The organism is Pedobacter sp. CAN_A7, assembly GCF_015752175.1.
Taxonomy (GTDB): domain Bacteria; phylum Bacteroidota; class Bacteroidia; order Sphingobacteriales; family Sphingobacteriaceae; genus Pedobacter.
Genome location: NZ_JADOUW010000003.1, coordinates 490,467 through 504,455 on the forward strand (window position 1 = coordinate 490,467; position 13,989 = coordinate 504,455).

Below are 13,989 nucleotides of genomic sequence, written 5' to 3' on the forward strand. Positions count from 1 at the left end.
AAACATTTTTATATAAACAGCAGGCCCGAAACAATGTTTGACCAAAAGCTTATGCTTTATAGCTATATACCGAGTATTGATAAAGGGTTTTGGCAATGTATTTAGAAACGACACAACCGATAATAATAGGAATGAGCACCATGGTTGAACCTGATAAGCTCGTGAATAAGGCTATTGCCGTGAGGGGGCCATGTATACAACCACTAAGTACCGCAGCCATTCCTACAATCATAAAGTTGATGGCAATTAAATGTGTACCAAAATAGTGATTGGATATTAAAACGAAGACCAGACCTAAAAAGGCGCCTACAACAATGCCTGGTGCAAAAACACCACCATCACCACCTGCACCAAGGGTAACCGAAGCGATGAGTGGCTTGGAAATAATTAACGCTAGTAATAACCACACAAGTGAAGTAGAGAAATTAATATTTGCCGTATCTGCTAAATAACCGGTTACAGTATGGTAGCTGTCGCCATATAACTGAGGCATTAACAATACCAGCGTACCCACTATAGCAGAACCAAGAACAATGCGGTGAACATTATTACTGATTAAAGCAAAACGGCCTTTTATTAACAAACAGGCTTTGGTAAAGTAAACGGATACCAGACCGGCAATAACACCCAAACCCACCAGATAAGGCAATGCAGCTAAGGACCATGGTTGTGGATGCAAGTCAAAGACAGGCTCGGCACCCGTAAAATAAGAAAAACATGAGGCTACCACTACAGCCACCATTGCCGAAAGAAGGATGGTAATAGAAAATTTGCGGGAAATGGCTTCTATAGCAAAAAATACACCTGCAATAGGACTACCGAATAAAGTAGCCACACCTGCGGCCACAGCAGCACCAACAATTTCGGTTTTATATTTATAAGCGAGGCCGGTTGTTTTATAAGCGTTAGAACCTATAGCAGCCGTTGCTACTACTGTGGATACCTCAACGCCTGTGGAACCACCAAAAATAACCGTGAGGAATCCATTCACATAATGGGATATGATTTTATAAATGGGAAGCTCGTTTCTCCTTTTTTCGAGCGTATTGTAAATCTCAGTTATCCCTTTATTGGGTTTGTTATTGAAAAAGAATTTCCTGAGCAGGAATATAAACGTAAAACCGATTAAAGGAAAGAACAGCACTAAGCCAAAATGTTCACTTGTTTTTTCAAACATCCGGCTTTGGTAGTGTTCTGTAATTAGTTTTAGCGTTGCTGCTAAAAATGAGGCTAATAAGCTTACAAAAATGACATTAAATAGGAGGCCTGAATAAGCTTTTCTTCTGATTATTTTACGCATGATCTATTAATTTTCAGCTACATGCGAGGCTTAAAAAATCAATTGAGGGGACATGTACTGATAAAAATGCAAAGATAAGGCGGATCACTACGAATTATAGCAGTTTTTTGTAAAAATTTGGCCGACAAAAGCTAACGCCAGTTATGTAATTTCTTAAACTTTAGCCTAAATGATTTTTAAAAATTTAAAAAAACGATACTTAAGTCTTAAATTAGTGTTTGTTTGATAAGCTCAGTCCCAAGCCATTATGGAATCAAGAAGAGATTTTTTAAAAAAAGCCAGTGTATTTGCCGGACTTAGTACGGTTGCCCATGTGATCCCAGCATCGTTACTTAAAGCCATGTCTATTGAACCTGCCGCAGGCAGCACTTATAAAGATGCAGCGCATGTGGTTTTTTTAATGCAGGAAAACCGTTCATTCGATCATGCTTTTGGCACATTAAAAGGGGTGCGTGGTTTTAACGACCCGCGTGCCATGCCCCAGCGAAACGGTAATCCTATTTGGTTTCAAAGTAATAAAGACGGACAAACCTTTACGCCATTCCGCCTGGACATCAAAAACTCAAGATCAACCTGGATAGGTTCCTTACCCCACTCCTGGGGCGACATGGTTGGGGCAAGGAATGAAGGAAAAATGGACAACTGGCTGGAGGCCAAAAAAGCTGAAAGCGAATATGCCCATATCCCCTTGACTATGGGTTATTACGATCGGAAGGACATCCCCTTCTATTATGCCATGGCTGATGCTTTTACAGTTTGCGATCAGCATTTTTGTTCTGCGCTAACTGGCACCAGTTCCAACCGTACGTTCTTCTTTTCGGGCTCGATTAAGGAAGACCCACACGATGCAAAATCGCTTCCACATGTATACAATAGCCAAATAGATTATAAAAACGTAGGCTGGAAAACCTTTCCTGAACGACTGGAGGAAGCCCAGATACCCTGGAAGGTTTACCAGAACGAACTGAGCTTACCCGTTGGATTTAATGACGATCAAACGGACTGGCTGGCCAACTTTACAGATAATAGTCTTGAATTTTTTAAACAATACCAGGTGAGGTTCCACCCTGCCCATACCGCTTATTTACAAAGAGAGGTGGAAGCATTGCCTTCAGAAATAAAACGTGTTGAAGCGATACCGCAAAAAAGCGATGAAGATATAAAATTGCTGGAATCGATGAAGGAAAAGTTAGTACTGGCAAAAGAGGGGTTGGAAACCTGGAGCAAAAAAGGTTTTAATGCCCTTAGCGACTTTCAGAAACGCATACACGAGCGTGCCTTTGTGACCAATGAAGCAGATCCAGCTTACCATAAGGTGGAAAACATTACTTATCAGGACAATGGTATCCTACGTGAGATGGTGGTGCCTAAAGGTGATGTTTTACACCAGTTTCGCGAAGATGTGAATACCGGAAAATTGCCCATGGTTTCCTGGCTGGTGGCACCCAGCCGCTTTTCTGATCACCCGGGATCGCCATGGCATGGAGCCTGGTACATTGCAGAAGCCCTGGATATCCTGACCAAAAATGAGGAAGTGTGGAAAAAGACAATTTTCATCCTCACCTACGATGAAAACGATGGATATTTTGACCACCAGTCGCCATTTGTACCCCCACACCCTAAAAGACCCTATAGTGGAAAAACCTCATCAGGGATCGATACAGAAACAGAATTTTCCGTACTTGATCCCGAGAAGCCACAAAACGTTCAAGCCGATAGCCCCATTGGCCTGGGATTCCGGGTCCCTATGGTCGTTGCATCCCCATGGACAAGGGGTGGTTATGTGAACTCCCAGATTTTCGATCATACCTCCTGCCTGCAGTTCCTGGAGCATTTTATAGAAGCAAAAACAGGTAAGGAAGTTAAGGAGACCAATATCAGCTCCTGGAGAAGAAGTGTGTGTGGAGACCTCAGCTCGGTGTTTCGCCCTACCGATGACACACCTATTCCAAACTTGCACTTCGACAGGAATCAATTTATAGAAAGTATTTATCACGCAAAGTTTAAACCCCTGCCGGGTAACTTTACGGCCATCTCGGCAGAAGAACTGGAGCAAGTGAAAAAAACCGGAGATTCTAGTCCTTTCATACCTGCACAAGAACCTGGTGTTAAATTCGCTAATGCCTTACCTTACCAACATGAGGTTAACCTAGTCCCTTCCAAAGATGGCCGTCTAGAAATACAGTTTAGCGCCGGCAAGTCGCTGTTCGGCAGCAAAAGTGCTGCTGGCACCTTCCAGGTGTATGTTATAGGAAAATTTAACCTGCAGAAAGCAGGTGAAAAGGAAGAAGTGGAGATGAATCAATGGAATTTCTGCGTGCTGCCGGGCGACCAGATCGAGTACCATTGGGCGCTTGAGGATTTCATGACCGATACCTATGAATTGCAGTGTTATGGTGCCAATGGTTTTTTTAGATCATTCAAGGGAACAAAAAGCACACTACCCTTAACGGTAAAGGTAACAGCGGAAATGTTAAGCCGTAAAAAGGCCTCTGGCAGCATCGAGATCATTATCCTTTCTCCGCAAGATCAAATTATAACATTAACCGACAATTCTTATGGGTTAGCGCTAGAAACCCTAACCATTCATGGGGGTAATACCTTTCGCTACCTGTTAGATCCTGTTAAATCACATGGCTGGTATGATTTTACGGTCGCTATTAAAGGAAATACGTCTTTTAGTCAGCAATATGCAGGCAGAATAGAGACGGGCAAAGACAGCATTTCTGATCCGGTAATGGGCAGGTATCGTATGAAAGGACGAACTGAATCCTCCTCCTGAGCTTGCATGAGGTTGCAGGTTAGACCGGGGGTTCGACGGCACTGATACGGCTATAGTACGGACATCGTACGGGAAACCCCGTACAATGTCCGTACTAAAGATGTGTCTGAAGCGCCGCGGGTTCGCTCTTATCTGCAACCCTGCAGAGCGCTGAATCAAGCCATACAGCTACAAAATGCATCATATTTTTGTCACAAAGAAATACGCCTTAACAACAAGTTAAACAAATTTTTAACTTTGTCGCCGTATGTTCATGAAATTCTTCCATTTCTTAGGGTTGTTTGCATACCTCAACATTATCGTTTATGAAGCTGATTCTACTACAGTGAATAAAAGTGCGGTGTTAGGGGGTGATTCCCTGGTTGAATATTTTGTGGACGACCTGCTCGACATTCCGAAGAGTAATGCTGATGACCCGGAATTCCCACATGAAGATTATCGCCTCTATAAGGCCGGCAATCACGTGCTTGCGGCAACCGTTATCCTGATATGTTTTATTTTTTCCCGGCAGCTGCTTCCCAGTATCATAGAACACCCGTTTTATAAAGCGAAGAGCTTTTGCCTGCCCGGCTATTATTCCTTTCTCTTCAGGTTTAAACCATTCTAAACCTCATTTTTTTTTCTAATATTCTTATTCCGCTGCGCCTAAAAACCGTTTAGCGGCCGCTTTTTGCTGTTTATCCGGCCAAGGATACTATTGCGCAAAAAGCCAGAAATGAACATTCTTTATTTTTTATAAATTTAAAATTACCATGAAAGTTAATTCCTTAGCTTATTCCCTATTTTTTATTGCCGCTGCATGTGTGGGCTGTACCGCTGAAAGCAAAGAAAATGCTGATAAAACAGCCGTTAGATCCGTACCCGTAACCGCTGTAGCCAAACTGGATACCGTGATTTATAATGAATACATCGCCGACATACAGGCAGTCAAAAATGTAGAAGTCAGGTCCAGGTTATCAGGTTTCCTTGACAAGATCTATGTGGAGGAAGGTGCCGCTGTGCAGGCAGGACAAGTCTTATTTAAAATTAATGACGAAGAATACAGAGCAGAATATGCTAAAGCCCAAGCGGCATTAAATAATGCCATTGCTGATGCAAAGACAGTAAAGCTGGAAAAAGCAAGAACGAAAATGTTGGTAGACAGCAATATTGTTTCTAAAACCGATATGGACCTTGCTTCTGCCAAATTAACCGCTGCCGACTCCCGCGTAGCGGAGGCCCGATCTGTGTTGCAGCATGCAAAAACAAGGCTATCCAACACGTTGATCCGAGCGCCATTTTCCGGGCGAATCGACAGAATTCCCTTAAAAGCAGGCAGTTTGCTGGAAGAAGGGGCATTGCTCACCTCGGTATCTGATTTAAGTGCGGTAAATGTTTATTTCGGGATTTCTGAAAAAGAATACCTCAACATCGTGAGTAACCCTACTTATCGTAAAAACACTTTCAAAAAGCAGGTGAAGTTAACACTGGCCAATGGGGAGCTTTACCCACATCAAGGAAATGCCGAATTTGCCGAAAGTGAATTTGCTCAAAACACGGGTTCTCTATCTCTTAAAGCCCGTTTCCCCAATCCTAATGGGGTGTTAAAACATGGCGCATCTGGTAAGATCAGTGTACCGACAGAAACGGGTGAATTGCTTGCCGTACACCAGAAATCTGTATTTGAGATTCAGGACCGCACTTATGTATATGTTTTACAGGAGGATAATACGATCAAAATGACCGCCTTCCAGGCTGGACAACGGGTTGGTCATTTTTACACCGTGCTGAATGGCCTGACCGTAAATGATAAAGTGGTTTTTGAAGGTAATCAAAGTCTGCGCGACGGTTTAAAGGTATCACCACAAACCATGAAGATGCCGCAAAGCACCATGATGGCTAAAAATTAAGCCCTTTCCGTTTCCATTTAAAATTACGAAAAATCATGTTCGAAACATTCATAAAACGACCAGTGTTATCACTGATCATATCCCTATTTATTACCCTTTTGGGTTTATTGGCCCTGTTTACGCTGCCAATCACCCAATTTCCAGATATCGTGCCCCCATCCGTGGTGGTCACTGCTAATTATACGGGCGCAAACGCAGAAGTAAGTACCAACGCTGTGGCCATCCCTTTGGAGAGAGCCATAAACGGTGTGGCCGGCATGACCTACATGAGCTCTGTTTCTACCAATAACGGAACTACGCTGATTCAGGTGTTTTTTAAGGTGGGCACTGACCCCGATATCGCCGCTGTGAACGTTCAAAACCGGGTGACTACCGTACTGGATGAACTTCCAGAAGAAGTGATCAAAGCAGGGGTAACGACGGAAAAAGAAGTAAACAGCATGTTGATGTACCTAAATGTGTATAGTGACGACCAAACTGCCGATGAACGTTTTATCTACAACTTTACTGACATCAACATCCTTAAAGAACTTAAAAGGATTGAAGGTGTTGGTTTTGCGCAGATTATGGGCCTTAGGGACTATGCCATGCGGGTTTGGCTAAAACCGGACCGCCTTGCTGCCTACCAGATTTCAAGCGATGATGTGGTGGCGGCACTAAGGAAACAAAATGTAGAAGCTGCACCCGGACAAACGGGTATTGGATCTGATAAATCGATCAATATGCAACAATATGTGTTGCGTTACCCTGGTAAATTTACGGAAGCAGAAGAGTACAAAAACATCCCGATCAGGGCAAATGCAGATGGTTCCATCATCAGGATTAAAGATGTTGCCGATGTAGAATTTGGGTCGCTGGACTATGAAATGGTGTCTGAAACTGATGGACGGCCTTCAGCTTCCATCATGTTAAAGCAGTTACCGGGCTCCAATGCTCAGGAAGTTATTAAAAACGTAAAAGACCGTATGGCCGCCCTGCAGGAAAGTTCTTTCCCTCCGGGCATGAAATATACCATGGGATACGATGTATCGAGGTTTTTGGATGCCTCTATTTCCAGTGTGTTAATCACCCTACTAGAGGCCTTTATCCTTGTATTTATTGTGGTGTATATCTTTTTACAAGATTTCCGCTCTACGCTGATTCCTGCACTGGCTGTTCCCGTATGTTTAATCGGGGCGTTGTTTTTTATGCAGATGCTGGGTTTCTCCATCAATTTACTGACTCTATTTGCATTGGTACTCGCTATAGGTATTGTGGTGGATAACGCCATTGTAGTGGTGGAAGCCGTGTATGCAAAAATGGAAGAAGAACACCTGCAGCCTATGGAAGCTACATTGGCTGCGATGAAAGAAGTGGGTAAACCGGTGGTGGCCATCACCCTGGTAATGTCTGCAGTGTTTGTACCCGTGGCCTTTTTATCTGGTCCGGTAGGTATTTTTTATCGCCAGTTCTCGTTAACACTGGCCTCAGCCATTGTAATTTCGGGGATCAATGCATTGACCCTTACCCCTGCTTTGTGTGCGCTGATTTTACGTTCGCCGCATGACCAACCGCCAGCAAAAGGGCTGATGGGCAAATTTTTTAAACGTTTTAACATTGGCTACAATAAAACGGCTACAGGTTATAAAAACCTGATTGGCCGCATTGCTGGAAGAAGGGTATTGACTTTTGGTTTATTAATCGGTTTCTTTTTGGCCACCTGGGGCATGGGAAGTATTTTACCGGGTGGTTTTATTCCAACGGAAGACCAGGGAATGATTTATGTGAATGTGAATACGCCACCAGGCGCTACGGTAGACCGTACGGAGACGGTGTTGGGTGAGATTGATGCGATCAGCAGGAAAATGAGCTCCGTAGAAACGGTGTCCACCCTTGCTGGTTACAGCCTGGTTAACGAAGTTTCGGGTGCCTCTTACGGAATGGGCATGATCAACCTGGTGAGCTGGGGCGACCGGGAAGAATCAGTAACAGACGTGATTGCTAAACTCAGAAAAGCAACCTCACATATCATGGATGCCGAAATTGAATTTTTCCCTCCCCCTACCGTTCCAGGATTCGGTAACTCTTCGGGTGTGGAAATGCGGATATTAGATAAAACGGGCGTGGATGACCTGAACAAAACGGATGGCGTGCTAAAACAATTTATGGCCGACTTAAAGGAAACGCCTGAAATCGAGAATGTGACCAGTTCCTTTGACGTCAGCTTTCCACAGTACCTGATCAGGGTAGATTACGACCAGGCCGCAAAAAAAGGAGTCAGTGTAGAAAATGCCATGAATACGCTGCAAACCCTGATGGGAAGTTATTATGCCACCAACTTTATCCGCTACGGACAGATGTATAAAGTGATGGTACAAGCGGGACCAAACTACCGAGAGAAACCTGAAGATGTGTTAAAACTCTTCATCAAAAACGATAAGGAAGAAATGTTACCATTTTCTTCATTCATAACGATGGAGCGCGTTTATGGTCCGGAGCAAATTACACGCTATAACATGTACTCCTCAGCCATGTTAAACGGCGAAGCAGCTGCAGGTTATAGCAGTGGACAGGCCATTGCAGCCATAGAAAAAGTAGCGGAGAAATTACCACAAGGTTACGAAATTGAATGGTCGGGTATGACCCGGGAGCAGATCCTGTCCGGAAACCAGGCGATCTATGTTTTCGCCCTGTGTTTAATCTTTGTTTACATGATTCTGGCTGCCCAGTATGAAAGTTTCCTGCTACCGTTGCCAGTATTACTTTCCCTGCCAGCTGGTGTATTTGGTGCCTTCTTGTTCTTGAAAGTCTTTGGCCTGGAAAACAACATTTATGCGCAAGTGGCACTGGTGATGCTCATCGGGTTACTGGCTAAAAACGCCATCCTGATTGTGGAGTATGCCATTTTAAAACAGCAAAAAGGCATGGGCTTTTTACAGGCCGCTATTGAAGGTTCCGTTGCACGTTTACGTCCTATTTTAATGACCTCATTTGCTTTTGCCGCTGGTTTAATTCCTTTAATGTTGGCCAGCGGAGCAGGCGCATTAGGTAACCGATCTATTGGTACAGCCGCTGTAGGCGGAATGGTGATCGGTACGATTGCGGGTGTGATTGTGATTCCGGGCCTGTATGTGCTTTTCTCTTCTATTATGAAAAAGAAAAAAGTGGAGCCGGCAACATTGAAGAAAAAGAAAACCCCGGTGGAACTGGTGGTAATCACTTTAATTGGTTTCAGTGTGTTTTTAAGTGCTTGTTCGGGCAAAAAAGAATTGCCAAATTATAAATCGCGTGCTTTGCCAGCAGCTTTTCAGGAAAACCTGGATACCAATAGTGTGGCCAGGTTGACCTGGAAGGAATTTTTCAAGGACAAAGCGCTTGTAATGCTAATCGATTCGGCCCTGCAGAGCAATCCAGATATGAAACAAACACTACACCGGATGGAGATTGCCAAAGCCAATTTAAGGATTCGCAAGGGTGCGGCCTTACCTAACCTCGATCTTACGGTAGAAGCAGGTTTACGGAAATATGGTTTTTACACCATGGATGGAATTGGTAATTACGACACCAATTTTTCTGACAACTTAAAGGAAGATGAGCGACTACCAACACCATTGCCAGACTATTTTGTAGGTTTCAGAACCTCATGGGAAATTGACCTGTGGGGAAAACTGAAAAATAAAAAACAGGCGGCATTGAATAGCTTCCTGGCCTCTTATGAAGGACAGAAGTTGGTACAAACGGAGTTGGTGAGCAATATTGCATCCGCTTATTTCGAGTTGCTCACTTTAGATGAAGCATTGGAGATTTTAAATCGGAACATTGCCCTGCAGCAGAAAAGCTTAAGAATTATTGATATTCAGAAAAAGGCCGGTGCAGCAACTGAGTTAGGTGTGCAGCAATTTAAAGCGGTATTGTCTAATTCGAAGGCAAAACAGCAGGAGGTGTTGCAGCAGATCAGCGTACTTGAAAACCACCTGAATTTTCTGACGGGAAGTTTTAACACCCCGATCATACGCAGCGAAGATGGTTTAGAACAATTCGTTTCTATTGATTCACTGGCCAGTGGGACACCGATGCAGTTACTGGCCTCGCGACCAGACATCAGGGAGGCGGGTTTAACGCTTATTGCCTCTAAAAAAGATGTAGGCGCAGCGAAAGCGGCATTTTTACCATCAATCGTATTGTCGCCATACATCGGTTTGCAGGCTTTTGATACGGGTAAATTGTTTAACACCTCCAGCTCGGTAGCTTATGGTTTACTTGGTGGACTTACCGCTCCTATTTTTAACCAAGGCCGGATCCGTGCAGAATATGATAGTTACGCTGCACATTATGGCATAGCCTTTCAGGAGTATGAAAAGGTAGTGTTAAAGGCTTACCAGGAAGTGATGGATGCGGTAAAATCTGATGCTTTCATTAAGCAGAAGCGCATGCACATTACCGATGAGGTAACCGCGTTAAATGCATCCGTTAAAGCTGCAAATGACCTGTTTCTGGCGGGCAGGGTGACCTATTTAGATATCCTGACCACCCAAAGAAATGTTTTAGACGCTGAAATTAATGAAGTGCAGGCGAAGAAACAAGAAGTACTTAACCAGATCTCCTTATACAAAGCGCTGGGAGGCGGTTGGAAGTAAAACATTTAAGGCCAGCTGAAAACAGCTGGCCTTGTTTATGATTTAGTGTTTCGTAAACAGCGCCTTATTAAATTCCCAATTCATTTGCGCAATATTCAAAACCGATATACCCTGTGGGCATTTCACCTCGCAGGCTTCGGTATTGCTGCAGTGCCCGAAGTCTTCGGCATCCATTTGTGCAACCATGTTTAACACCCTGTTTTCCGCTTCCTGCTTTCCTTGCGGAAGTTTCGCAAGGTGCGAAATCTTGGCTGAGGTAAACAATGCTGCACTAGAATTTTTGCAGGTGGCTACACAGGCACCACATCCAATACATGCTGCAGAATCAAAAGCTGATTCGGAGGTATCATGTGAAATTAACAAGGTATTGGATTCTACGGTTTGACCGGTATTTGCGGATATAAAACCCCCTGCCTGGATGATGCGGTCTAAAGCAGAGCGGTCAATTTTTAAATCACGCAGCAATGGAAAAGCTTTAGCCCTAAATGGTTCTACATAAATGGTAGCGCCGTCTTCAAATTCGCGCATGTGCAACTGGCATACCGTTAATCCGGATACCGGCCCATTCACTTCGCCATTAATAGTCATTGCACAAGTACCACAGATGCCTTCGCGACAGTCGTGATCAAACGCTACCGGTAGTTCTTTTTTTAGAATCAGCTGTTCATTTAAGGTATCCATCATTTCGAGGAAGGACATTTGTACATCGATTCCATCAAGGTCATAATCAATCAAAGAACCTTTACTTTTTGCGTCCATCTGACGCCATATTTTAAGATGTAATTTCATAATAAAGGCTATTTATAATTTCTAACAGATAACTTGATAAACTCGAAAGTCAAGGGTTCAGGATGCAGCACTGGCTCCCGATCCATCCCTGGCCATTCCCAGGCCGATACATAACAAAACTTTTCGTCATTTCGCATCGCTTCACCAGATTCGGTCTGGTATTCTTCTCTAAAATGAGCACCACAAGACTCTTCGCGGTTTAATGCATCGTAACACATTAAGCTCGCAATTTCCAGGTAATCGGCTACCCGGCCAGCTTTTTCCAGTTCTGCATTCATATCTTCAGCTTGCCCAGGCACCATGAGGTCTTTATAGAATTCCTTGGTCAGGCTATCTATTCCTGCAATTGCTTCTGTTAATCCAGCCGCAGAACGCGATAAGCCACACTTGTTGTAGAGCAGCTTTCCAAGTTCTTTATGGAATTGGTCGGCAGTTTTTGTTCCTTTAATGCCCACTAATAGATCTAATCGTGCTTTGATGGCTGATTCGACTTCGTCAAACTGAGGGTGACTGGTGGTGATCTTTGCCGACAGCAGTTCATCGGCTAAATAATTAGCCATAGTGTAAGGGAGTATAAAATAACCGTCTACACAGGCTTGTAGCAAAGAATTGGCACCAAGCCTATTGGCACCATGATCTGCAAAGTTAGCTTCGCCAATGGCAAACAAGCCAGGAATGGTGGTCATCAGTTCATAATCTACCCATAAACCACCCATCGAAAAATGCGCTGCCGGCGATATTTTCATTGGCGTTTGGTAAGCATCATCGGCGGTAATTTTTTTATACATGGAAAACAGGTTACCATATTTCTCTTGTACCTTTTCCAGTCCCTGTTCTTTAATGGCTTTAGAAAAATCGAGGTATACTGCATTTTTCTGGGGCCCTACGCCAAAGCCGGCGTCGATACGTTCCTTAGCAGCCCTCGAAGAAATATCTCTTGGGGCTAAGTTTCCAAAAGAAGGGTAGCGTCGTTCCAGGTAATAATCACGATCGGCTTCGGGAATCTCTCCCGGCGCCCGGTTTTCGCCCTCCAGTTTGGGTACCCAGATGCGGCCATCGTTTCTTAGCGATTCTGACATGAGGGTCAGTTTAGACTGGTAGTCGCCAGCCTGTGGCAGACAAGTGGGGTGCATTTGTGTCCAGCTGGGGCATGCCATATAGGCACCACGACGGTGTGCACGCCAGATAGCAGAACCGTTGCAACCCATGGCCAATGTAGACAGGTAGTAGATTTTACCAAAACCGCCGCTGGCAATAACTACCGCATCGGCTGCATGACGTGTGATTGCGCCAGTATCGAGGTTACGAACAATAATACCTTTAGCTTTCCCCTCCACAACCACCAGGTCGAGCATTTCATGCCGGGTATACAAATCAACCTTGCCCTTGTTTACCTGACGCATTAAGGACTGGTAGGCTCCCAATAATAGTTGCTGACCTGTTTGTCCGCGTGCATAAAACGTACGACTCACCTGAACGCCACCAAAAGAGCGGTTGCTTAAGTATCCACCATATTCTCTGGCAAAGGGTACACCCTGGGCAACGGCCTGGTCAATAAGACTTAAGGAACATTCTGCCAGGCGATACACATTCGCCTCTCTTGAGCGAAAATCACCTCCTTTAAGCGTGTCATAAAACATCCTGTAAACGGAGTCGCCATCATTTTGATAATTTTTAGCTGCATTTACGCCCCCCTGGGCAGCAACCGAATGCGCCCTGCGCGCCGAATCCTGAAAACAGAAAGACTGCACGTTATAACCAAGCTCGGCCAGTGAAGCCGCAGCCGACGCACCGGCTAGACCAGTACCAACGACAATGATATTTAACTTTTTACGGTTAGCCGGATTAACCAGTTTAGCATGGTCCTTATAGAAGCTCCACTTATTTTCAAGAGGTCCTTCAGGTATTTTTGCGTCTAATATCATAATCCGAAATGAGTGAGGTGAACGAAAATTGGAATAACAGAAAATCCGATGGTGATGGCATAACTATAGGCGACGCCAAAAACTTCTACATAACGCGCATACCGGGGGTGGTACAAGCCAAGGGTCCTTACCGCACTTTTAAAACCATGCAGTAAATGATAACCCAATGCCAGCATAGAGAAGACATATAAAGCAACATACCACCAGGACGAAAATGCGTTGATCACGATGGTATATAAGTCTTTATTGCCATGCTCATCGAGAGGCAGGCCGCCGAATTTATACACATACCAAAAGTCCTTAAAATGGATAACCAGGAAGATTAACAGTACTGTTCCCAGGATTCCCATATTTCTGGAATACCACTTACTAACTTTCTTACGGTTGTCAAAAGCATATTTTCCCGCCGATTTTTTGTTCTTGATAGTGATGACCAGCGCATCGATGGCATGGGCAATTATCGACAGGTATAAGATGTAAGAAACAGCTTTTATAAAAATATTTCCTGACAACAATTTAGAGTAGTGGTTAAAGCTATCTGCAGCCTGATCTGCAGGCAAGAGCAATTGCAGGTTACCTAAAAAGTGGATGACGAGGAAAAAGCAGAGGAACAGCCCGGTTATGGCCATCAGGTTTTTCCGGGATAAGGTTCGCTTTAAAAATGATATATTCATGTCGCTAGTTTAAA

Annotated in this window: 8 protein-coding genes; 4 read left to right on the plus strand and 4 right to left on the minus strand. The window is 44.1% G+C overall.

Translation table 11 applies throughout. The features are described 5' to 3' along the window. Positions 1-49 precede the first annotated feature (49 nt). A complete protein-coding gene (locus IWX76_RS13615) occupies positions 50-1,300 on the minus strand; it encodes a chloride channel protein (protein WP_196860513.1) in 1,251 nt (416 codons plus the stop codon). A 247-nt stretch (positions 1,301-1,547) separates the two neighbouring features. Here IWX76_RS13615 and IWX76_RS13620 point away from each other — a divergent pair, with 247 nt between their 5' ends. From IWX76_RS13620 to IWX76_RS13635, 4 genes are all read left to right on the plus strand, one after another. After that, the gene (locus IWX76_RS13620; RefSeq protein WP_196860514.1) at positions 1,548-4,082 is read left to right on the plus strand and encodes a phosphocholine-specific phospholipase C; all 2,535 of its coding nucleotides are present in this window, start codon (positions 1,548-1,550) and stop codon (positions 4,080-4,082) included. Between the two features lie 247 nt (positions 4,083-4,329). Further along, positions 4,330-4,689 carry a hypothetical protein gene (locus IWX76_RS13625; RefSeq protein ID WP_196860515.1) on the plus strand — a complete coding sequence of 120 codons (360 nt, stop codon included), beginning with the start codon at positions 4,330-4,332 and terminating at the stop codon, positions 4,687-4,689. Between the two features lie 145 nt (positions 4,690-4,834). Then, positions 4,835-5,971 carry an efflux RND transporter periplasmic adaptor subunit gene (locus IWX76_RS13630; protein WP_196860516.1) on the plus strand — a complete coding sequence of 379 codons (1,137 nt, stop codon included), beginning with the start codon at positions 4,835-4,837 and terminating at the stop codon, positions 5,969-5,971. Positions 5,972-6,006: 35 nt separating this feature from the next. Further along, positions 6,007-10,587, plus strand: coding sequence for an efflux RND transporter permease subunit (locus IWX76_RS13635; protein ID WP_196860517.1), 4,581 nt, complete (start codon positions 6,007-6,009; stop codon positions 10,585-10,587). A 42-nt stretch (positions 10,588-10,629) separates the two neighbouring features. Here IWX76_RS13635 and IWX76_RS13640 read toward each other — a convergent pair whose 3' ends face one another. The 3 genes from IWX76_RS13640 to IWX76_RS13650 are packed head-to-tail and all read right to left on the minus strand — an operon-like array spanning position 10,630 to position 13,975. After that, on the minus strand, positions 10,630-11,376 hold the full coding sequence (locus IWX76_RS13640) for a succinate dehydrogenase/fumarate reductase iron-sulfur subunit (protein ID WP_196860518.1): 747 nt from the start codon (positions 11,374-11,376) through the stop codon (positions 10,630-10,632). A gap of 8 nt (positions 11,377-11,384) precedes the next feature. After that, complete coding sequence (locus IWX76_RS13645) at positions 11,385-13,301, minus strand: fumarate reductase/succinate dehydrogenase flavoprotein subunit (protein ID WP_196860519.1); 1,917 nt, start codon at positions 13,299-13,301, stop codon at positions 11,385-11,387. Continuing rightward, the gene (locus tag IWX76_RS13650) at positions 13,298-13,975 is read right to left on the minus strand and encodes a succinate dehydrogenase cytochrome b subunit (protein WP_196860520.1); all 678 of its coding nucleotides are present in this window, start codon (positions 13,973-13,975) and stop codon (positions 13,298-13,300) included. Before IWX76_RS13650 ends, IWX76_RS13645 begins: the two co-directional genes overlap by 4 nt. Between the last annotated feature and the right edge of the window lie 14 nt (positions 13,976-13,989).